The sequence below is a fragment of the Pseudomonas sp. TE21394 genome, from assembly GCF_054057835.1.
In genome coordinates this window covers 2,377,925-2,398,841 of record NZ_JBSRZR010000001.1, presented here as the reverse complement: position 1 = coordinate 2,398,841, position 20,917 = coordinate 2,377,925, and the positions used below count along the sequence as shown (strand labels likewise).

Sequence of the window (20,917 nt, the reverse complement as noted above, 5' to 3'; positions counted from 1 at the left end):
CGCTCGGCCTCGCAACAGGCATCCCGATCGGCATCGACGCACCTTAGCGTCCACCCTCCGTTACTTGGATGTGCAGTGAAAGCCCAGCTGGACCGGACGCGATCGCATCCCATCGATGCCCGTCGCGCCAGGCAGAACATCCCACACGGGCCCAGCCCACACGAGAACAGGATTGCCCATGTCCTTTGCTTCCCTCGGTCTCTCCGAGGCTCTTGTCCGCGCTATCGAGGCTGCGGGCTACACCCAGCCGACCCCCGTGCAACAGCGGGCGATTCCCGCCGTGTTGCAAGGCCGCGACCTGATGGTCGCCGCACAGACAGGTACTGGTAAAACCGGCGGCTTCGCCCTGCCGATTCTTGAGCGCCTGTTCCCGGCCGGCCATCCCGACAAGTCGCAGCGCCACGGCCCACGCCAGCCTCGCGTGCTGGTTCTGACCCCGACCCGAGAACTGGCTGCCCAGGTGCATGACAGCTTCAAGGTCTACGCCCGTGACCTGCCGTTGGTCAGCGCCTGCATTTTCGGCGGCGTCGGCATGAACCCGCAGATCCAGGCCATCGCCAAGGGTGTCGACGTGCTGGTCGCCTGCCCGGGCCGTCTGCTCGACCTTGCCGGCCAAGGCAAGGTCGACCTGGCCCACGTGGAAATCCTGGTGCTCGACGAAGCCGACCGCATGCTTGACATGGGCTTCATCCATGACGTCAAGAAGGTCCTCGCCCGCCTGCCGGCCAAGCGCCAGAACCTGCTGTTCTCGGCCACCTTCTCCAAGGACATCACCGACCTCGCCGACAAGCTCCTGCACAACCCGGAGCGAATCGAGGTCACCCCGCCGAACACCACCGTCGAGCGTATCGAGCAGCGCATCTACCGCCTGCCCGCCAGCCACAAGCGCGCCCTGCTGGCGCACTTGATCACCCTGGGCGCCTGGGAACAGGTGCTGGTGTTCACGCGCACCAAGCACGGCGCCAACCGCCTGGCCGAATACCTGGAAAAGCACGGCCTGACCGCCGCCGCGATCCATGGCAACAAGAGCCAGAATGCCCGTACCAAAGCGCTGGCCGACTTCAAGGCCAACAGCGTGCGGGTACTGGTCGCCACCGACATCGCCGCCCGCGGCCTGGACATCGACCAACTGCCCCATGTTGTCAACTTCGAGCTGCCGAATGTCGAGGAAGACTACGTTCACCGTATTGGCCGTACTGGCCGGGCCGGGCGCTCGGGCGAGGCCATTTCCCTGGTCGCGCCGGATGAAGAGAAGCTGCTCAAGAGCATCGAACGGGTAACCAGGCAGAAGATCCCGGATGGCGACCTGATGGGCTTCGACGCCAGCCAGGTAGAAGCGGAAAAGCCGGAAGTACGCGAGCGCCCACAGAACAATGGCCGTGGGCGCAACCAGCAGGCCCGTGGCGAAGGTGGCAAGGACGCCAACGGCGGCCGCAAGGACAAGGGCAAGGATAAAGGCAAGGCCAAGCAGCAGGCTGCGGACAAGCCGGCAGAGAAGGACAAGGCGGGTGACAAGCAACAGCCGCGCAAACCGCGCGACAAGAAGCCACGTCAGCAGCAGCAACAAGCCAGCACCAGCGTGCCGAAAGTGCCTGCCGATCGCGACCCGGAAGAGTTCCTGGACGACGAAATCGACAACTTCGGCAACCGTGCCGACTATGTCAGCCCGTACCAGAACGGCAAGGGCCAGGGCCGCAATCGCCGCCCGGGCGGCAATGCCGGCCAAGGCAACGGCCAGCGCAGCAACAGCGGCGGCCAAGGTCGTACGGGCGGTCAGCAGCGCAGCGGCGGTGGTGGCGAGAAGCGCCCAGCCCGTGCCAACAACGGTGGCGCTGCCCGCCGTGATGGCGCTGGCCGTGGGCGTCCGGCCCGCGATGATGCAGCCCGCCAAGAGCCGGCCGTGCGCAACCCGCGCCAGCCGGAAAAACAACCGGTGATCATCCGCAAGGAATCCAAGCTCGACCGTTACCCAACGCCCGAGCAACTGGATGACCTGCCAAGCCGCCCGCGCGGCGAGCGCCCGGCACTGCTGACCCGCAAGGGCTGACAGATGGAAATACCGAGGGGCCGCTTTGCGGCCCCTCGGTATTCAGCAGGTCTGAATCACTTCTGCTTGACACCTTCGAGACTGATATCCAGGTCCAGGGTCTGCGAAGTAGCGCCCGGCCCTTTGATACCGAAGTCGTTCAGGTTCAGCGTGGTGGTGGCGTTGAAACCGGCACGCTCGCCACCCCATGGGTCCTTGCCTTCGCCGTTGAAGGTGGCCTTGAAGGTCACCGGCTTGGTCACGCCATGCAGGGTCAGGTCACCGGTCACGTCAGCAGTCTTGTCACCCGTCGGCTTGACGCTGGTGGAGACGAACTTGGCTTGCGGGTATTTCTTCACGTCGAGGAAGTCGGCGCTGGCAATGTGCTTGTCACGCTCGGCGTGGTTCGACCACAGGCTGGCGGTTTTCAGGTCGACGTTGATCTTGCTGGCTTCAGGCTTGGCACTGTCCCAGGTGAAGTTACCGTCGAAGTCCTTGAAGGTACCGTGGATGAAGCTGTAGCCCAGGTGGCTGATCTTCCAGTCGACGAAGGCGTGCTGGCCTTCCTTGTCGATCTTGTACTCGGCCGCCATGGCCTGGCCAGCGGAGATCAGTGCGGTACCGAGCGCCAGAGCGGCAAAAGTCTTTTTCAACATCCTTAATTTCCTTCCTATGCAATTGAGGTTGAGAGTCAAGCTTTGCGGCCCAGCATGCGGGTCAGGGTCGCGTCACGGTCGATGAAATGGTGCTTGAGGGCTGCCAAGGCATGCAGCGAGGCAAAGATCACCAGGCCCCAGGCCAGCCATAGATGAATCGCGCCAGCCAGGTCTGCCTGGTCCGGCAGGTCGCTGACCAGTGCTGGCACTTCGAACAGGCCAAATACCGGAATACCGACGCCATCGGCGGTGGAAATCAGGTAACCGGCGATCATTACCGCGAACAGCCCGATGTACAGTGCCAAATGGCCCAGCTTGGCGGCAAGGCGGGTGAGTGCGCCGTGATTGGCCGGTGCCGGTGGCGGCGGGCTGATGAAACGCCAGACCACCCGCAGCAGCATCACCGCCAGCAGTACCAGGCCGATGCTCTTGTGCAGGTCCGGGCCAGCCTTGCGCCAAGGGCTGTAGTAGTCGAGGCCGACCATCCACAGGCCCAGGCCGAACAGGCCGAAGACTGCCAGAGCCACGCCCCAGTGCAGGACGACGCTGACTACGCCGTAGCGAGAAGGTGAGTTGCGCAGTTGCATGTTGACGTGTTCCCCGTGAAAGTTGTGCACAGACTAACGCGTAACGTATCGAAGAAAAGCGGAAAAAATTGCTCTGGATTATCGACAAATCCGATAGGTATTCTGAAACATTCCTATTAAGGAAACATTAACGATAGCCGGGGCGTTGCTGCTTGCCAGCGCCGGCGCTTTCGCGGGGGAAACCGCTCCCGCAGGGGCGCCACTGTTTACCAGAACCGTGCCGGACCTGTGATGCGTCCGGCACTGGCATGCCATCAACCAGCCTTGGCCTGGGTATTGGCCACAGCTTTCTTGGCCGGCTCGGACTTGGCTGTTGCCTTCCGGGTCTCGGCTGGCTTGTGAGCCGGCTTGTGCACCGGGGCATGCTTGGCAGGTACCGCTTGGGGCGCAGCAGGCTTGGCCACCGCTTCCTTGGCCACAGGCGTTGGCGCAACCGGGGTTGGCGCGGCTTGCGGCGCTGGCGCAGGTGCCACCTCCTCGGCCTTGGCAACCGGCTCGTCCTTCACTTCAGGCTTATCCGCCGCACCGAACAGGCGCGAGAAGAAGCCCGGCTTGTCCTGCTTGGCCTCTTCGGGCTTTTTCGGCTCGGCTTTGGCAGGGGCTTTGTCGTCCTTGTCGTCCTTGTAGTCCTTGTCGCCCTTGTCGCCCTTGTCGGCAGCACCGCCGAACATATTGGAGAAGAACCCGCCCTTGCTCTGCTTGGCCGCCCCGGTGCCTGCCGCTGCAGCTGCTGCCACAGGTGCCGCCTTGGCCGGATCGAACGACTTGCCCGCCAGCAGGTCCTGGACCTGGTTCGCCGCGCGCTGACCACTGCGCAGGGCACCTTCCAGGGTGCCCGGGTAGAGGGCATCGGTGTGCTCACCGGCAAAGGTGATGCGCTGCACCGGGCGCTCCCACAAGCGCCAGTACTTGCTGATCTGCCCGGGCCCATAAGCCAGGTAGGCGCCGCCGGTACCGGCGTCGGTGCTGTAGCGCTTGACCTCGTAGCCGGTGAACGAGCCGCGGGCCTGCGGATAGAACGCATGCAGGCGGATCAGCACCTGGTCGACCATCTGCTTGTCGCCGAACGCCTGCAGCAGGCGGGCATTGTCGCCCGAAAGGTTGATCACCACGTTGGCACCACCCTTGAGCGCTGGCTCGATCCACAGCATGCCCAAGCCCGCATTGCTGAAGATTTCACCCGACATGCGCGCGCGGCTTTCCCAGACCGGCTTCTTGAACTTCAGCATCAGCTGGTCGCGCCAGCCATAATTGGTGCCCTTGACCGCCGCCAGGTGCTGGCTGTCCAGGCTCGGGGTCATCTGGATCTTGGCCAGCGCGCGCAGCGGCACGGCCATCACCAGGTAATCCGCCTGGTAACCGACGCTGCCAACCTTGACCGTGACGCCGTCCTTGTCCTGGACGATGGCCGTCACCGGCGAGCTGGTCTTGATGGTCTTCAGCTGCTTGACGAAGGCCTGGGCCAGCACCGGGCTGCCACCCGGCAGGCGTGCAGCGCGCAGGTCACGGTCGCTGACGCCACGGTAAACGCGGTTCTGCTGGGCGAAGTACAGCAGCGACAGGCGCGACGGTTCATCGTAGCGGGTACGGATCTGCTGGTTGATCAGCTGACGGGCGGTGGCCGGTAGCTGTAGCTTGTCCAGCCAGGTGGAAACGTTGATCTGGTCGAGAGCGAACAGCGTGCTGGTGGCCTGCGGGTTCAGCGGGTCGTCAATCGACCGGGCCAGGTCATCAAGGGTTTTCTCGTAGCGCTTGAGTGCCTCGGCAGTGGCCGGCTGCTTGCTGACCAGGTCGGCGGCACTGAAATACTCGCCGTCGATCAGGTAGCCGGGGGTACGCACGAACTCAGGTGCCGGCAGTGTTTCAAGCTTGAAACGGTCAAGGTACTGGTTGAGCACCGGCTGCGCCTTGGCATTGCCGATCCACTCGCTGGTGGCCAGGCCCGAGCGCCCACCCATGCCTGGCTTGGCTTCCAGCAGCGTAACCTGCCAACCCTTGTTCTGTAGCTCATAGGCAGCCGTGAGGCCCGCCAGGCCGCCACCCACGACGATCGCCGAGGGTGTCTTGTCCTTTGCCAGCGCGGCGCCGCTGGACACACCAATCAATACCAACGCGCACAGGCGCACCCAAGCAGCAGCCATGTCGGCGAACTCCGAGTCAGGGGGTTACAGTAACGAGTAGAGGCAGGAATGCCCCGAGAGAGATGCGTTAAGAATACGTCAGGTCCGCCGGCCCTGCCAGCACAGCGACATCAAGTGCTTTTGCCAGATGACTTTTTTGCCGGTAGCGCGGTCACCGGTACGCTCGAAGGTGGCGGCCCCCACCGCCATTGAACCGCAGCGGTTGTCCTGCCCGGCGCCATTGCTTAGGCTTACGCGGTCGAACCAAGCCGCAAGCCAGGAGAAGTGCCGATGGGCCTCAATGACCAGTGGATGCAACGTGACCTCAAGGTCCTGTGGCACCCCTGTACCCAGATGAAAGACCACGAGCAGCTGCCGCTGATCCCGATCCGGCGCGGCGAAGGCGTGTGGCTGGAAGACTTCGAAGGCAAGCGTTACCTGGACGCGGTGAGCAGCTGGTGGGTCAATGTGTTCGGCCATGCCAACCCGCGTATCAACCAGCGTATCAAGGACCAGGTCGACCAGCTGGAGCACGTGATCCTGGCCGGTTTCAGCCACCAGCCGGTGATCGAGCTGTCCGAGCGCCTGGTGGCCATGACCCCGGCTGGGCTCGACCGGGTGTTCTATGCCGACAACGGTTCGTCGTGCATCGAAGTGGCACTGAAGATGAGCTTTCACTATTGGCAGAACGTCGGCAAACCAGGCAAAAAGCGCTTCGTCACCCTGACCAATAGCTACCACGGCGAAACCATCGCTGCCATGTCGGTCGGCGATGTGCCGCTGTTCACCGAAACCTACAAGGCACTGCTGCTCGATACCCTCAAGGTGCCCAGCCCCGATTGCTACCTGCGTCCCGACGGCATGAGCTGGGAAGCGCATTCACGCAACATGTTCCAGGCCATGGAGCAGACCCTGGCCGAACACCACGCCTCGATCAGTGCGGTAATCGTCGAGCCGTTGATCCAGGGCGCCGGCGGCATGCGCATGTACCACCCGGTGTACCTCAAGCTGCTGCGCGAGGCCTGCGACCGCTACGACGTGCACCTTATCCACGATGAGATCGCCGTGGGCTTCGGCCGTACCGGCACGATGTTCGCCTGCGAGCAGGCCGGCATCCGCCCGGATTTCCTGTGCCTGTCCAAGGCCCTGACCGGGGGCTATCTGCCGCTGGCCGCCTGCCTGACCACCGACAAGGTCTACCAGGCGTTCTACGACGACTACCCGACCCTGCGCGCATTCCTCCACTCGCACAGCTATACCGGCAACCCGCTTGCCTGTGCTGCGGCACTGGCGACGCTGGACATCTTCGAACAGGACAACGTGATCGAAGCCAACAAGGCCCTGGCTGCGCGCATGGCCAGCGCCACCGCGCACCTGGCCGAGCATGCCCATGTCGCCGAAATCCGCCAGACCGGCATGGCCCTGGCCATCGAGATGGTCAAGGAAAAGGCTGGCAAGGTCGCCTACCCGTGGCAGGAGCGACGCGGCCTGAAGGTGTTCGAGCATGCCCTGACCCGTGGCGCCCTGCTGCGCCCGCTGGGCAGCGTGGTGTATTTCCTGCCGCCTTATGTTGTCACCCCGGAGCAGATCGACTTCCTCGCAGAAGTGGCCAGCGAAGGTATCGACATCGCCACCCGCGACAGCGTCAGCGTGGCGGTACCGGCCAACTTCCACCCCGACTTCCGCGACCCGGGCTAGCCCTACAGCCTGCCATCTAACCCTGTGGGAGCGGGCTCACCCCGCGAATGCGATAGCGGGCTCACCGCCGCATTCGCGGGTAAACCCGCTCCCACAGGGTCACATGATCCCTTTCCGTCCGAGCTAAACCATGAGACTGTCCCGCTTCTTCATCGACGCCCCCCTGAGCCTCGGCGAGCACGACCTGCCCGAAGCCCAGGCCCACTACATCGGCCGCGTGCTGCGCATGGCCCCCGGCGACGCCGTGCAGCTGTTTGACGGCAGCGGTCAGGAGTACCGTGGCCAGTTGCTCGAAGTGGGCAAGAAGACCGTACGCGTCAGCCTCGACCAGGCCCTCGCAGGCCAGGCCGATTCACCGTTGCATGTCCACCTCGGCCAGGGGCTGTCCCGCGGCGAGCGCATGGACTGGGCGATCCAGAAGGCCACCGAGCTGGGGGTAAAAGAAATCACCCCGATCGTCAGCGAACGTTGCGAAGTGCGGCTGAAGGACGAGCGCGCCGACAAGCGCCTGGCCCACTGGCGCCAGGTAGCGATCAGCGCCTGCGAGCAATGCGGCCGCTCGACCTTGCCGCTCATTCACCCACCAGTGACCCTGGACGAATGGCTGAACAGCGCCAGGGCCGACCTGAAACTGGTGCTGCACCCGGTTGCCGAGCCGCTCACCAGCCATGCCAGGCCGGCCACCCTGGCCTTCCTGATCGGCCCCGAAGGCGGCTTGAGCGAAGCAGAGGTCGACCGGGCCAACGCCGCCGGTTTCCATGCCGCGCGCCTCGGCCCACGGGTGCTGCGCACCGAAACCGCGCCCGTGGTGGCCCTGTCGGTGGCGCAGCAGTTGTGGGGCGACTTCTGACTAGCGCACATAGAACGACACCGCCACGAAGTGCATCAGGCTGCCGGCAATCACGAACAGGTGCCAGATGCCGTGCCAGTGGCGGAAGCGGCTGTCGAAAGCAAAGAAGATGATGCCGACGGTGTAGAACACACCGCCGGCGGCCAGCCAGGCGAAACCGGCGGTGCCCAGCGCATGCAGCAGCGGCTGCACCGCCACCAGCACGACCCAGCCCATCAGCGCATAGATGATGATCGACAGGATGCGCGCTTCGGAGCGCGGCTTGATCTCCTGCAGCATGCCGATTACCGCCAGTCCCCAGACGATACCGAACAGGCTCCAGCCCCACGGGCCACGCAAACTGACCAGGCAGAACGGCGTGTAGCTGCCAGCGATCAGCAAGTAGATCGACAGGTGATCGAGCTTGCGCATGATCACCTTCGCCCGTCCGCGGGTGCTGTGGTACAGCGTGGAAATGCTGTACAGCAATAGCAGGGTGCTGCCGTAGATGGAAAAGCTGACGATCTTCCACGGGTCGCCTTGCAGGCCCGCGGCCACGATCAGCCAGATGGCACCGATACAGGCCAGGACAGCACCGACCAGGTGGGTCCAGGCGTTGAAGCGTTCACCGTAGTACATGCAAACACAGACCTCCTGCGGCGGGCTGGGTTCCTGCGCCAGTGTGTTCCGTTCCTATCGTGGCCCGTCAGGCTCAGACGCGCCTACAACGACCGCATCAGCCAAACGACCCAACGCTTGGTTGCACATCCTAACCAAGGCCAGGTTGCAGATCAGCGTCACGCACCAGCCGCTCCAGCCCGACCAGGTCCGGCACCCGCGCCACCTGCTCACCCACCTGTACCGCTGCCAGCTCCAGCCGGCCCAGCGCTACGTCCACGTAGTTGAGCTGGCTGTCGAGCTTGCACGAGCGCGGGATATCCTGCAGCAACAGCGCCAGGTAGCGCAGGCCGGTATCGCCCAGGGCATTGAGCACCACCACACGCGCCCGCTCGCCGCAAGGCGTTTCGCCACCGCATGCGGCCTCGAAGCCGATCAGCGGCAGGCGTTGCTGGCGCCAGTCGATCCAGCCCAGGTGCCACGCCGGCTCGCCGCGCTGGCACAGCACGTTGCGCTGGCCGCTCAACTCGGCCACCGCGACATTGGGCAACACCAGGGTGCGGTCGCCCAGCGGCAGCAACAACCCGGTCAGGCTGCTGCGCTGGCCGGCGATCAATTCAAGCATGGGTCTGGCTCCACTGGGCGATGCTCTGCAACAGGACCGACTCCTGGTACGGCTTGCCAAGGTATTCGTTGACGCCAATGGCCATGGCGCGGTCGCGGTGCTTCTGCCCGGTGCGCGAGGTGATCATGATGATCGGCAGGTCTTTCAGCCGCTCGTCACGGCGAATGCGCGTGGCAACCTCGAAACCGTCCATGCGCGGCATCTCGATATCCAGCAGCAGCACATCCGGGCGGTGCTCTTCCAGCAGGGCCATGGCATCGACCCCGTCCTTGGCCGTCAGCACACTCATGCCGTGGCGCTCGAGCAGGCGGCTGGTGACCTTGCGCACGGTTACCGAGTCGTCCACCACCATCACCAGCACAGCCCGCCGTGGTGCCGGCCCGAACACCTGGCGCTGGGCTGCACCGCCACCGGGCAGACGCGCCAGGCGCCGCTGCTGGCCGCGCAACTGGCCCAGCAGGTCAAGAATCAGCACCACACGGCCATCGCCCAGCAATGTCGCCCCCGACAACCCGGCAACCGCAGCAAACTGCGGCCCCAGGCTCTTCACCACGATTTCGCGGCTGGGCGACAGGGCGTCCGCCTGGATCGCGAACGATTGTTCCTGGGAATGCACCAGCAGCACCGGCAGCGGCACACTTTGCCCCAGCAAGGCCGGGCGCGGCATGCCCTGCAACAGTTCGCCCAGGTAACGCAGCTCGTATTCATGACCGGCGTATTCATACCGCGGCGTGTCCAGTTGGTAGCACGCCGCCAATTCAGCGGGCGGCACGCGGACAATGCCCTCGATGGTGTTCAGCGGAATGGCGTACTGCTCTTCGCCCAGATGCACCATCAACGCACGGTTGACCGACACGGTGAACGGCAGGCGGATCAGGAAGCGCGCGCCTTTGCCCTGGGCCGACTCGATGCTCATCGAGCCGCCCAGTTGCTTGACCTCTTCGTGCACCACGTCCATGCCCAGGCCACGCCCGGAAATCTGAGTAATCTTTTCCGCAGTGGAAAAGCCTGGGCGCAGGATGAATTGCAGGATCTCGTGATCGCTCAAATGCGCCTGCGGGTCCAGCAGGCCGCGCTTGATGGCCTTGCGTCGCACCGCTTCCAGCGGCACACCGGCGCCGTCGTCGGTCATTTCGATGACGATGTCAGCGCCTTCATGCAACAGATTCAGGTGGATGGTGCCTTGCTCCGGCTTACCGGCTGCCAAGCGCATTTCCCGGCTCTCCAGGCCGTGGTCGACGGCATTGCGCAGCATGTGCTCCAGCGGCGCCACCATACGTTCGAGCACGCTGCGGTCCAGCTCGCCTTCGGCGTTGCCGACAACCAGTTCCACCTGCTTGCCCAGCTCGCTGGCCACCTGCCGCACCACACGCTGCAAGCGCGGCACCAGGCGTTCGAAGGGCACCATCAGGGTGGCGGTGAGGCCTTCCTGCAACTGGCTGTTCACCCGCGCCTGCTGTTGCAGCAAGCTGTGGGCCTCCTGGGCACGCTGGGCCAGGGTTTCCTTGAGGTCGAGCAAGTCCGAGGCGGATTCGAACAGGGCCCGCGACAGCTGCTGCAGCTGCGAATGGCGGTCCATCTCCAGCGGATCGAAGTCGTCATAGGCATCGCCTTCGATCTGCTGCCGGCTGGAAATCCGCCCCTGGGTCTCGATGTCCAGGCGCAGCAACTGGTCGCGCATACGCTCGAGGGTGGTTTCCATCTCGTTGAGGGTGAACTGGGCATCGTTGACCTGCTGCTCGATGCGTCCGCGGATGACTGAGTGTTCACCGGCCAGGTTGCCCAACTCGTCGAGCAGCTCGGCATCGACCTTGACCATGTCGCCAGGCGCACGCTCCGGTAGCGCCGCCGGCGCCTCGCTGGCGGCAGTGCCGACCGGGCCCTGGCCCGCGGCGCTATCGGTCAGTGCCGCGCTGCTGAAGTTGCGGATGTAGTCGATCAGCGCCGTGGCTGCATGCAGCGGCTGGCCCAGGCGCACGGCATCGAGCATGTGCGCCAGGCGGTCATGGCAGTTCTGCAGCAGGGCGAACAGAGGCGCGCTCGGCGGCAGGCGGCCGGCAGCCAGCAGCTCGTAGAGGAACTCCAGCTCGTGGGCCAGGTCGCCGATTGGCGCGATCTCGACCATGCGCGCCACACCTTTGAGGGTATGCAGGTCGCGCATGAGGTTGTCCACCTCGACGCTGCTGCGCGGGTCGGCCTGCCAACGCGCCAGCGCTGCAGCGGCGCTCTCGACGATATCCGAGCTTTCTTCGAGGAAGACTTCCAGCAGTTCTTCGCCAGGGCTTTCCGGTTTTTCGACCAGCGGCTCCGCTGCAGTGGGCTGCAAAGTGTTGTGCGCCAGCCCCAGGCCCAGGCTATCGGCCAGGTCCATGTCCGGGTGCAGCGGCGTGACCGTGTCGATGCCGACCAGGCCGGTGGCCCCCGGCGCGAGGGCCTGGCCCAATAGCTTGCGCAGGCTGTCGACCAGCGCCGGGCGCGGCGTGATGTCCTGCCCCGCCGCCACTTCGTCGAGCATGTCCAGCAGGGCTTCATGGGCCCGCTGGGCCTGGGCGAAGAAGCGCGCATCGGCGGGCAGGCTGCCCTCCTCCACGGCACCGTACAGGTCGAGCAGGGCCTCGCACAGATCGTCCATCTGCCATAGGTCGGCCAGGTGTGCAGCATGGCCCAGGGTAGTGAGCTGGTCGAGCAGGGTGTCTAGCGCGTCGCGCTGGCCGGGTTGCTCCTGCCAGCGAGAAAGCGACGACTCGGCATCCAGCAGAATGTCCATGGCCTGGGCCAGGAAGCTGGCGACCAGCTGTGGGTCGCGCTTGCTGCGCCGCGTATGCTGCGGGCCGTCATGCAAGCTGGCCAGCCGCCCGTCCACCGCTTGGCCAACCTGCTCGATCAGCTCGGCGGCACCGGGGATGGCCGCCAGCGGCGTGCTGTCGAGTTGGGCCAGGCCTTGTTGGAAGAGCGCACGTGCGGCTTGCAGCCATTCGATCTCGGCCATTTGCAGCGGCAACTGGTGACCCTTGTATTCACGCGCCAGGCGGTCGAAGGCCGTGGCCAGCTCGGCGACTGGCATCACCCCGGCCATGGCGGCGCTGCCCTTGAGCGTGTGCAGGGCGCGCTGGAGGTCATCGCTGACCGGCGTGTCGTGGTCGCCAGCATCGCGCAGGAAAGCATCCAGGCCGGCCAGGTGGCCCTGCGCCTCACTGCGAAAGATGCCCAGCAATTGCGGGTCGAAGCCGCTCAGGTCCGCTGCCAACGGCGCAGCGTTTTCCGCCAGCGCATGCAGGTGCCCGGCCAGTTGCTCGATTTCGCTCAGTTGCGGCAGATGGCCAGCAGCGAAGTCGGCCAGCAGGTCGGGCAGGTGGACGAACACCCGCTGCAACGCCACCACGCCCTCCGGGCTTAGCACGCTGCGGCCCTCGAGTACCCGGTTGAGCAAGTGTTCCGCGCCCCAGGCCAGCTCGGCTACCGCCTCGGCATGCACCATACGGCCGCTGCCTTTGAGTGTATGCAGCGCGCGACGCATTTCCTTCAGCGCCTCATGTTGCTGATTGTCGGCACGCCAGCGTAGCCAGTGGCGCTCGATTTCCGGCAGCAGTTCACCGGCTTCTTCGAGAAATACCTCGCGCAACTCGTCATCGATGCCATCAGCGCTGCCATCGCGGCTTGCGCTGGTGTCATCCTGCGTGCACTGCACGCCCAGCGTCGCCAGGCTGGCGCGGGCCATGTCGATGAACGGCTGGGCATCCGCCAATGGGTCGGCCACCCGCCACTGCAGGTAGCATTCGGCTGCGCTCAGGGCCTCGGCCAAGTGTGCCAGCTCATCGGCTGGCGGCTCCACCTCCAGGTGCTGCAGCCAGCGTTGTACATAACTGGCGCAGCCTTCGAACAGCTCAGCCACGGCTGGCAGCATCAACATCGCCAGCGCCCCGCGAACCTGCTGCAACAGCCCCGGCAAAGGTTGCAGGCGTTGCCGCGGCCAACCGGACTCCAGGCAATCGCCGATCAGGTCCTTGGCCTGTTGCAGCACGTTCAGTGCCTCGTTCAACACCAGCTGGCGGATCTCAGCGAGGTCCGAACCCGGCAGGCCGCCCTGGCCGTTTTCCTCCAGCGGCCCGACCATGCCGTTAAGCGTGGCCTCGACGTACAGCAGCGCGCCCGCCACATCCATCAACACTGCGTCATCCACTGCTCGTTCGCCCTGGGCCAGCGCCTGCAGCGCCAGCACCTGGTCGATGATCACCCGGCGCGGCTGCTGGAACCCCAGTACCGCCAAAGTGTCGGCCACGTGGCGCAGGGGGGCGAGCAATGCATCCAGCTGTTCGCTGTGCTGGCGGTCGCCACGCACGAACTGGTCCAGGCGTTCCTTGATGCGCATCAGGTCGTCACACAGCGCGGTCACTACCGAGCGCAGGGCATCACGTCCCGCCCCGGCCTGCATCTGTTCACGCCAGTTGCCCAGCGACAGGTCGAGGTTGGCCAGGTCGTCGGCGCCGGCGAAACGTTGGGCCGCGCCACTGATCAGGTTGGCCTGGACCAGCGCTTCCTCGCCACGGCAGGCACGTAGCTGATTGAGCAATGGCAGCATGACCAGTGGCAGGTCGTGGCGGGCACCGCGCAGGCGTTCCAGATACGAAGGCAGCTGCTCCAGGCCCCGGAACAAGGCGCCCAGGCAATCCCCCCGGGGGCTGACCTGGCCTTCGGCCAAGGCTTTGGCGAACAGTTCCAGCTCCTCGGCCAGGCGGGTGGCGCCGCGCAGTTCGAGCATGCGCAGGCAACCGTGCACCTGGTGCAGGTTGTCGACCACGAAGGCCAGCATCGACAGGTCGCCCGGTTCGCCGGCAAAGCGCTCCAGCGCCTGGCGCGCCTGGGCCAGGCAGTCGAGGATGGCGGCCTTGGTCCAGGCCAGTGCCACGGTGTCGTGGCGTTCGGGGCTTATCGCGGCTACGGCCATTGGCATTCCTCAGCGCGGCGCGTCACCAGAGCCCTTCATCGGCTCTGCAGGTGGCGGCAGGGTGAACCCGGACACCGAGCGGCGCATCTCGCTGGCCATGCGGGCCAAGTGGCGAATGCTGTCGGCAGTGGCGCTGGAGCCGGCGGAGGTTTGTGCGGTGATCTGCTGGATCACCGCCATGGTGTGGGAAATCTGCCCGGCCGACGAGGTCTGCAGCTGGGCGGCGTCGGAAATGCTGTGGATAAGGTCGGCGAGGTTTTGCGATACCCCTTCGATCTCCGCCAGGGCAACGCCCGCGTCCTGGGCCAGGCGCGCACCGCGTACCACTTCGGCGGTAGTCTGCTCCATGGAGATCACCGCCTCGTTGGTGTCGGCCTGGATGGTGCGCACCAAGGCCTCGATCTGCCGGGTGGCCGACGATGAGCGCTCGGCCAGGCGCTGTACTTCATCGGCGACCACGGCAAAACCCCGGCCGGCTTCACCGGCCAGCGAGGCCTGGATCGCTGCGTTCAAGGCAAGAATGTTGGTCTGGTCGGCAATGTCGTCGATCAGGCTGACGATATCGCCGATTTCCTGGGAGGACTCGCCCAGGCGCTTGATCCGCTTGGCGGTGTCCTGAATCTGCTCGCGAATGTTGTCCATGCCGTTGATGGTGTTATGGACCACCTCGTTGCCCTTGTTGGCAATCGCCACCGAACGCTCAGCCACCTTGGCCGACTCGTAGGCGTGGGCCGAGACCCGGTCGATCGACTCGACCATGTCACCGACCGCCTCGGAGGCTTCACTGATCTGTTCGGCCTGGTGTTCGGAGGCCTTGGCCAGCTGGCGAGCGGTGTTCTGCGTGTCCTGCACGGCCGCAGCGACCTGCATGGCACTGTGGTTGATGGTGGCGACCAGATCGCGCAACTGGTCCACTGAATAGTTGATCGAATCGGCAATGGCGCCGGTAAAGTCTTCGGTCACCGACACGGTCACCGTCAGGTCGCCGTCGGCCAGTTCTTCGATTTCATCGAGCAGACGCATGATCGCCTGCTGGTTGCGTTCGTTCTTTTCAGCCGTCTCGCGCAGCTGGCGGTTGGTGGTGCGCACCATGACCAGGCCGATGAGGATGATCGAGGCCAGCGCCAGCAGGCCGAGGATGTAGCCGCCAACGGTGTCGAGGGTACGCCCGCCGGCCAGGTTCTCGAAGCCGTTGGCCAGGTGCGAGGCCTCGTCGAGCAGGGTTTGCGACAGGCTGAAGAGGTTGCCCGCGGCTTCGCGTACGCGGAACAGCTCGGGCGAGGTCTCGAGGATCTCGTCGACGGAGCCGGCGACGAACTGGAACAGTTCGGCGATTTCGGCCAGGCGCGCCCGGGCGTCGGCATCCTCGACGCGGGTCACCTGGATCGCCGCATTGCCGTTGAGCATGCCCTCCAGCACCTGGCCGAAGCGCCCGGCATCGCGGCCAAAGGCGTCGGCCGCCTGGGCGGCCGTGTCGTCGCCGGCCAATACAGTGTTGACCGAGCCGAGAATGCGTTCGGCCAGCAACAGCTGGCGCTGGGCCACCGCCACCTGGCTGGCCGGGGCTCCGCTCTGCAGCAGGATCTCGACCACCTTTTCGTATTCCACCTGCAACTGCGGCACGGTCTCGGCCAGGGTCGCCGCCACCTGGTGCAGCGACAGCACGGTCTGTTCGCTGGCCAGGATGGTGTCGGTGTTCCTGCGCAGGTTCTCCCAGTCACGGCGTACCGCTTCCATCTCGTCACGCACCGCTGGCGGCGCCGGTGGCAGGCCGGTGGACTTGTCACCTTCGCGCAGGTAACCCCAGCGCCGTTCGAAATCGTTGCGCGAATCCGATAACAGCTTGAACGCCAGCGCCTTGCCCGTGGCGGCCTCAGTCGCGTTCTTGGCGATACGTTGCGACAGCACCCGCAGTTCGCCGGCATGGCCGATGTACTGCTTGTCGTAGTTGGACTGGGTATTGAGGTAGGCAAAGTTGGCGAACAGCAGGATGATCGACAGGATCAGGATCAGGAACAGTATGGTGATCTGCGCGATGCTGCGGGTACGTGGGGTCACGGTAGTAGCGGTGACAGGTGGGGCAGGCTTGTTCACGTTCGCAGGTCCTATAACGCCACATCGAGAAAGCCCGGCGCCTGGGCCAGGGCGAAGGGGCTGAAGATTGCCCAGTTGCGTTCACGCGGGAAGTGCCCCTGCACGAAGGGTGCAGCGGCGCGAATCAGCGGCTGCGGCGGCGCCAGCTGCAGGCTGTCCAGGGCAAAGTGCTGCAGGCCCAGCACCTCATCCACCAGCAGGCCGACGAACAGGTCCTCGTGGTCCAGCACCAGCACCCGCCGCTGCTTGCCCGGGGCGGCCTGGCCCAGGCCAAAGAAGCTGCTCAGGTCCATCACCGGCAGCAGCCGGCCACGCAGGTTGGCCACCCCGCAGACCCAGGGCTGCACACCGGGAACGCGGCTGCTGCGCGGTTCGCGCAGCACCTCGGCGACCTCGCCCATGGGCGCCACGAACCACTGCCCGGCAATGCGGAAGCCGATGCCGCTCCACTGTTGCAGGCGGCTGTCCTGCGGCGGCTGGTCGGCGACCAGCAGGCGACAGCGCCGGTCGATGTCCAGCAACAATTCGAAGGCCGTCAGCGACGCGCCCTGCGGGCGGGTGGTCAAGCCCCCAGCACCTCTTTGAGCTTGGCGATCAAGGCGTCTTCTTCCACCGGTTTGGTCAGGAAGTCACGGGCGCCCTGGCGCGTGGCCCATACCCGGTCGGTTTCCTGGTCCTTGGTGGTAACCACGATCACCGGAATGGCGCTGGTTTCCGGGTCCTTGCTGAGCTGCCGGGTAGCCTGGAAGCCGTTCATGCCGGGCATGACGATGTCCATCAGCACCGCGTCTGGCTTGTCCTGCCGGGCCAGGGCCACGCCATCGGCACCGTTGCTGGCCTTGAGCACCTGGAAGCCGTGCTTTTCCAGCCATCCGGTCAATCGGTACATCTCTGTCGGCGAGTCGTCGACAATCAGAACTCGGGCCATGCTGTTTCCCCATCAGGAAAGAAAGACCGTGCCATGGCGAGGCGCGGTCAGGGTGCGTGTTGTTGGGTTGCGGCAAAACCGGGCACGTGGGCACGGATCGCATCGAGCAGCTCTTCCTTGCTGAACGGTTTGGTCAGGAACTGGTCGGACCCGACCACCCGGCCACGGGCCTTGTCGAACAGGCCATCGCGTGATGACAGCAGAATGACCGGGGTGTCCTTGAAGGCACTGTTGTGCTTGATCACGGCACAGGTCTGGTAGCCGTCCAGGCGCGGCATCAGCACATCGACGAAGATGATGCTCGGCTTGTGGTCGACGATCTTGGCCAGGGCATCGAAGCCATCGCTGGCGGTAATCACCTCGCAGCCCGCTTCACCGAGCAACATCTGCGCGGTGCGGCGGATCGTGCGCGAATCGTCGATCACCATCACCTTCAGGGGTTGGTCCATCTGTTGGGCTACCGTCGCTGATAATGCCGAAATCGTAGGGCCGCTGCGTCGCGATCGGGCTGCGCAGCAGCCGCAAAGGCCTGTTGTACAGCGCTATGAGTGGCATTTTTAGCACACTCCGGGTGCCCGTTCCATCTGCCGCGCCCCTTGACCAGCGGCGTTCACGGCGCCACCCTGAGCCACTTTACTTTCGATCCACCGCGGCCGCACGCCGCCAAGAGGAACCACCCCATGAGCGTTCGCCTCGGCATTGTCATGGACCCCATCGCGTCCATCTCCTACAAGAAGGACAGCTCGCTGGCCATGCTGCTGGCCGCCCAGGCGCGCGGCTGGAGCCTGTTCTACATGGAACAGCGCGACCTGTACCTGGGTGCCGGCCAGGCCCGCGGGCAGATGCGCCCGCTGAAAGTGTTCGCCGACCCGGCACGCTGGTTCGAGCTGGGCGAGGAGCAGGACAGTGCGTTGGCCGAACTGGACGTGATCCTCATGCGCAAGGACCCGCCCTTCGACATGGAGTTCGTCTACAGCACCTACCTGCTGGAGCAGGCCGAGCGCGAAGGCGTGCTGGTGGTCAACCGCCCGCAGAGCCTGCGCGACTGCAACGAAAAACTGTTCGCCACGCAGTTCCCGCAGTGCATGGCACCGACCCTGGTCAGCCGCCGCGCGGATATTCTGCGCGAGTTCGCCGACAGCCGTGGTGACGTGATCCTCAAGCCGCTGGACGGCATGGGCGGCGCCTCGGTGTTCCGCCACCGCAAGGACGACCCCAACCTGTCGGTCATCCTCGAAACGCTGACCCAGCATGGCAACCAGCAGATCATGGCCCAGGAATACCTGCCGCAGATCAAGGACGGCGACAAGCGCATCCTGATGATTGACGGCGAGCCGGTCGATTACTGCCTGGCGCGAATCCCGGCCAGCGGCGAGACCCGTGGCAACCTGGCCGCCGGCGGCCGTGGCGAGGCGCGCCCTCTGACCGAACGTGACCGCTGGATCGCCGCCCAAGTCGGCCCGGCCCTGCGCGAGAAGGGCCTGCTGTTCGTCGGCCTCGACGTGATCGGCGACTACCTCACCGAAATCAACGTCACCAGCCCCACCTGCATTCGCGAGATCGACGCAGCCTACAACACCGATATTGGCGGCCAGCTGATGGATGCCATTGATCGCAAGCTCAAGGCGCGCTGACCGCCGACGCGGAGCAAATACGCGGAGTGGGGTATGATGCCGGTCCTTTTCGACTGAGCTGCTGCCCCGCCCTGCGGTTGCTGGATACCTGATGACGCTGCCTGCCGACATCCCCGCCGACTTGCTGCCACCGCGCGTTCGCCCGGTGGACAGGCTTGGCTTTACCCTGTTCCTGGCTGCCCTGGTGCATCTGGCACTGATCCTTGGCGTGGGTTTCACCGTGGTCAAGCCGGCGGAAATCCGCCAGACCATGGACATCACCCTGGCCACTTTCAAGAGCGAAAAGCAGCCGGAAAAGGCCGATTTCCAGGCTCAGGACAACCAGCAGGGTAGCGGCACCCTGGACAAGAAAGCAGTACCCACCACCACCGAGGTGGCGCCGTTCCAGGACAGCAAGATCAACAAGGTCACCCCGCCGCCTGCGGCCAGGCCCGAAGTGAAGCCACCACCCGCGCCGGAAAAATCCGCCGTGGCGACCAAGGCGCCGAAAGCCCAGAAGGTCGAGCCCAAGCCCAAGGAAAGCAAGCCACAACCCAAACCTGCGGCCGCCACCCCGGAGTTCGACAGTTCGCAGCTATCGAGCCAGATCGCCAGCCTCGAAGCCGAACTGTCGAATGAACAGCAGATGTACGCCAAGCGCCCCCGCATCCACCGCCTGAATGCGGCATCGACCATGCGTGACAAAGGTGCCTGGTACAAGGAAGAGTGGCGCAAGAAGGTCGAACGGGTAGGCAACCTCAACTACCCCGAGGAGGCGCGTCGGCAGCAGATCTACGGCAACCTGCGGATGATGGTGTCGATCAACCGTGATGGCTCGTTGTACGAGGTGCTGGTGCTGGAATCGTCCGGGCAGCCGGTGCTCGACCAGGCGGCGCAGCGCATCGTGCGGCTGGCGGCGCCGTTTGCGCCGTTTACCGGGGACCTGGCCGAATTTGACCGGCTGGAGATCATCCGCACCTGGCGCTTTGCCCGTGGGGACCGTTTGTCCAGTAATTGAGATTAGCCCTGGGTGAAGGGCTTTCGATATGTGGCGGCGCTCGATCTCACAGGCGCTAGAATCCTGAACAAAGCCACCAAACAGATGACACAAATCCCCACCTTGTCAGCCCCGCCACCTGGCGCCACACTATCCCCCATGAAAACCCTCACGCCGAGCTACCTCAAGCATCAGTTCCTGATCGCCATGCCGCACATGGCCGATCCGAACTTCGCCCAGACCCTCACCTACATCGTCGAGCACAATGCCCATGGTGCCATGGGCCTGGTGGTGAACCGGCCACAGGAACTCAACCTGGCCGACATCCTCGAACAGTTGCGCCCGGACGAAGCACCACCAGCCAGCACCCTGCAGGTGCCGATCTACCAGGGTGGCCCGGTGCAGACCGACCGTGGCTTCGTGCTGCATAGCAGCGAATGCAGCTACCAGGCCACCGTAGAACTGCAGGGCCTGTCACTGTCCACTTCGCAGGACGTGCTGTTCGCCATCGCCGAAGGTGTGGGGCCGCAGAAGAGCCTGATCACCCTGGGCTATGCCGGTTGGGAAGCGGGCCAGCTGGAAGCCGAGCTTGCCGACAATGCCTGGCTCAACTGCCCGTTCGACCCGGAAATCATCTTCGGCCTGGACAGCGACCTGCGCCTGGAAGCCGCAGCCGCCAGCCTGGGCATCAACCTGAACCTGCTCACCAGCCAGGCGGGCCACGCCTGATGGCCGAATTGCAAACCGAACCCCGCCTGCTGCTGGGCTTCGACTACGGCAGCAAGCAGATCGGCGTGGCCGTAGGCCAGGTGGTTACCGGCCAGGCCCGCGAGCTGTGCACCTTGAAGGCGCAGAACGGTGTGCCGGACTGGGCTCAGGTCGAGAAGCTGATTGCCGAATGGAAGCCTGACGCCATCATCGTCGGCCTGCCGCTGAACATGGATGGCACCCCCAGCGAAATGAGCGCCCGCGCCGAAAAGTTCGCTCGCCGCCTGAACGGCCGTTTCAACCTGCCGGTACACACCCACGACGAGCGCCTGACCACCTTCGAGGCCAAAGGCGAGCGCATGGCGCGTGGCGGCCAGCGCGGCAGCTACCGTGACAACCCGGTCGATGCCATTGCCGCCGCCTTGTTGCTGCAAGGCTGGCTGGAGGCCAACACCTGATCATCTTTGCCGCCG

The 20,917-nt window shown here is 65.0% G+C and carries 17 protein-coding genes; 7 read left to right on the top strand and 10 right to left on the bottom strand.

All coding sequences use genetic code 11. The features are described from left to right. The first annotated feature begins 178 nt into the window (after positions 1-178). The gene (locus ACVWZT_RS11080) at positions 179-2,047 is read left to right on the top strand and encodes a DEAD/DEAH box helicase (RefSeq protein ID WP_457469326.1); all 1,869 of its coding nucleotides are present in this window, start codon (positions 179-181) and stop codon (positions 2,045-2,047) included. Positions 2,048-2,103: 56 nt separating this feature from the next. Here the strand turns inward: ACVWZT_RS11080 and ACVWZT_RS11075 are convergent, their stop codons facing one another. From ACVWZT_RS11075 to ACVWZT_RS11065, 3 genes are all read right to left on the bottom strand, one after another. Further along, positions 2,104-2,682, bottom strand: a complete 579-nt coding sequence (locus ACVWZT_RS11075) for a YceI family protein (RefSeq protein WP_170033162.1) — start codon at positions 2,680-2,682, stop codon at positions 2,104-2,106. A 35-nt stretch (positions 2,683-2,717) separates the two neighbouring features. Beyond that, on the bottom strand, positions 2,718-3,269 hold the full coding sequence (locus tag ACVWZT_RS11070) for a cytochrome b (RefSeq protein ID WP_296235168.1): 552 nt from the start codon (positions 3,267-3,269) through the stop codon (positions 2,718-2,720). Between the two features lie 254 nt (positions 3,270-3,523). Further along, positions 3,524-5,410, bottom strand: a complete 1,887-nt coding sequence (locus ACVWZT_RS11065) for an FAD-dependent oxidoreductase (RefSeq protein ID WP_457469323.1) — start codon at positions 5,408-5,410, stop codon at positions 3,524-3,526. Positions 5,411-5,680: 270 nt separating this feature from the next. Here ACVWZT_RS11065 and ACVWZT_RS11060 point away from each other — a divergent pair, with 270 nt between their 5' ends. Further along, a complete protein-coding gene (locus ACVWZT_RS11060; RefSeq protein WP_457469321.1) occupies positions 5,681-7,087 on the top strand; it encodes an adenosylmethionine--8-amino-7-oxononanoate transaminase in 1,407 nt (468 codons plus the stop codon). A gap of 130 nt (positions 7,088-7,217) precedes the next feature. Then, a complete protein-coding gene (locus ACVWZT_RS11055) occupies positions 7,218-7,937 on the top strand; it encodes a 16S rRNA (uracil(1498)-N(3))-methyltransferase (protein ID WP_296235165.1) in 720 nt (239 codons plus the stop codon). Here the strand turns inward: ACVWZT_RS11055 and trhA are convergent, their stop codons facing one another. The 7 genes from trhA to ACVWZT_RS11020 all read right to left on the bottom strand — a co-directional run bounded on the left by trhA (position 7,938) and on the right by ACVWZT_RS11020 (position 17,575). Then, complete coding sequence (gene trhA, locus ACVWZT_RS11050; protein WP_457469319.1) at positions 7,938-8,555, bottom strand: PAQR family membrane homeostasis protein TrhA; 618 nt, start codon at positions 8,553-8,555, stop codon at positions 7,938-7,940. A 130-nt stretch (positions 8,556-8,685) separates the two neighbouring features. Then, positions 8,686-9,159: a chemotaxis protein CheW gene (locus tag ACVWZT_RS11045; protein WP_296235164.1), complete on the bottom strand. Its 474-nt coding sequence runs from the start codon at positions 9,157-9,159 to the stop codon at positions 8,686-8,688. Beyond that, positions 9,152-14,104, bottom strand: coding sequence for an Hpt domain-containing protein (locus tag ACVWZT_RS11040; protein WP_457469316.1), 4,953 nt, complete (start codon positions 14,102-14,104; stop codon positions 9,152-9,154). Before ACVWZT_RS11040 ends, ACVWZT_RS11045 begins: the two co-directional genes overlap by 8 nt. Before the next feature lie 9 nt (positions 14,105-14,113). Next, positions 14,114-16,162: a methyl-accepting chemotaxis protein gene (locus ACVWZT_RS11035; protein WP_296235184.1), complete on the bottom strand. Its 2,049-nt coding sequence runs from the start codon at positions 16,160-16,162 to the stop codon at positions 14,114-14,116. Between the two features lie 47 nt (positions 16,163-16,209). Next, complete coding sequence (locus ACVWZT_RS11030) at positions 16,210-16,764, bottom strand: chemotaxis protein CheW (RefSeq protein ID WP_296235162.1); 555 nt, start codon at positions 16,762-16,764, stop codon at positions 16,210-16,212. After that, the gene (gene pilH, locus ACVWZT_RS11025; protein ID WP_296235161.1) at positions 16,761-17,126 is read right to left on the bottom strand and encodes a twitching motility response regulator PilH; all 366 of its coding nucleotides are present in this window, start codon (positions 17,124-17,126) and stop codon (positions 16,761-16,763) included. The genes ACVWZT_RS11030 and pilH overlap by 4 nt, the downstream gene beginning before the upstream one ends. A gap of 47 nt (positions 17,127-17,173) precedes the next feature. Then, the gene (locus ACVWZT_RS11020; RefSeq protein ID WP_457469314.1) at positions 17,174-17,575 is read right to left on the bottom strand and encodes a response regulator; all 402 of its coding nucleotides are present in this window, start codon (positions 17,573-17,575) and stop codon (positions 17,174-17,176) included. A 231-nt stretch (positions 17,576-17,806) separates the two neighbouring features. On the opposite strand from ACVWZT_RS11020, the gene gshB reads away from it, so the two are divergent. The 4 genes from gshB (at position 17,807) to ruvX (ending at position 20,902) form a co-directional block, all read left to right on the top strand. Beyond that, positions 17,807-18,760 (top strand): glutathione synthase, encoded by a 954-nt coding sequence (gene gshB, locus ACVWZT_RS11015; RefSeq protein ID WP_457469312.1) that lies wholly within the window; start codon positions 17,807-17,809, stop codon positions 18,758-18,760. A 91-nt stretch (positions 18,761-18,851) separates the two neighbouring features. Continuing rightward, positions 18,852-19,757 carry an energy transducer TonB gene (locus ACVWZT_RS11010; protein WP_296235158.1) on the top strand — a complete coding sequence of 302 codons (906 nt, stop codon included), beginning with the start codon at positions 18,852-18,854 and terminating at the stop codon, positions 19,755-19,757. A gap of 138 nt (positions 19,758-19,895) precedes the next feature. Then, positions 19,896-20,465 (top strand): YqgE/AlgH family protein, encoded by a 570-nt coding sequence (locus tag ACVWZT_RS11005; protein ID WP_296235157.1) that lies wholly within the window; start codon positions 19,896-19,898, stop codon positions 20,463-20,465. After that, positions 20,465-20,902 carry a Holliday junction resolvase RuvX gene (gene ruvX / locus ACVWZT_RS11000; RefSeq protein WP_296235156.1) on the top strand — a complete coding sequence of 146 codons (438 nt, stop codon included), beginning with the start codon at positions 20,465-20,467 and terminating at the stop codon, positions 20,900-20,902. The genes ACVWZT_RS11005 and ruvX overlap by 1 nt, the downstream gene beginning before the upstream one ends. Positions 20,903-20,917 lie beyond the last annotated feature (15 nt).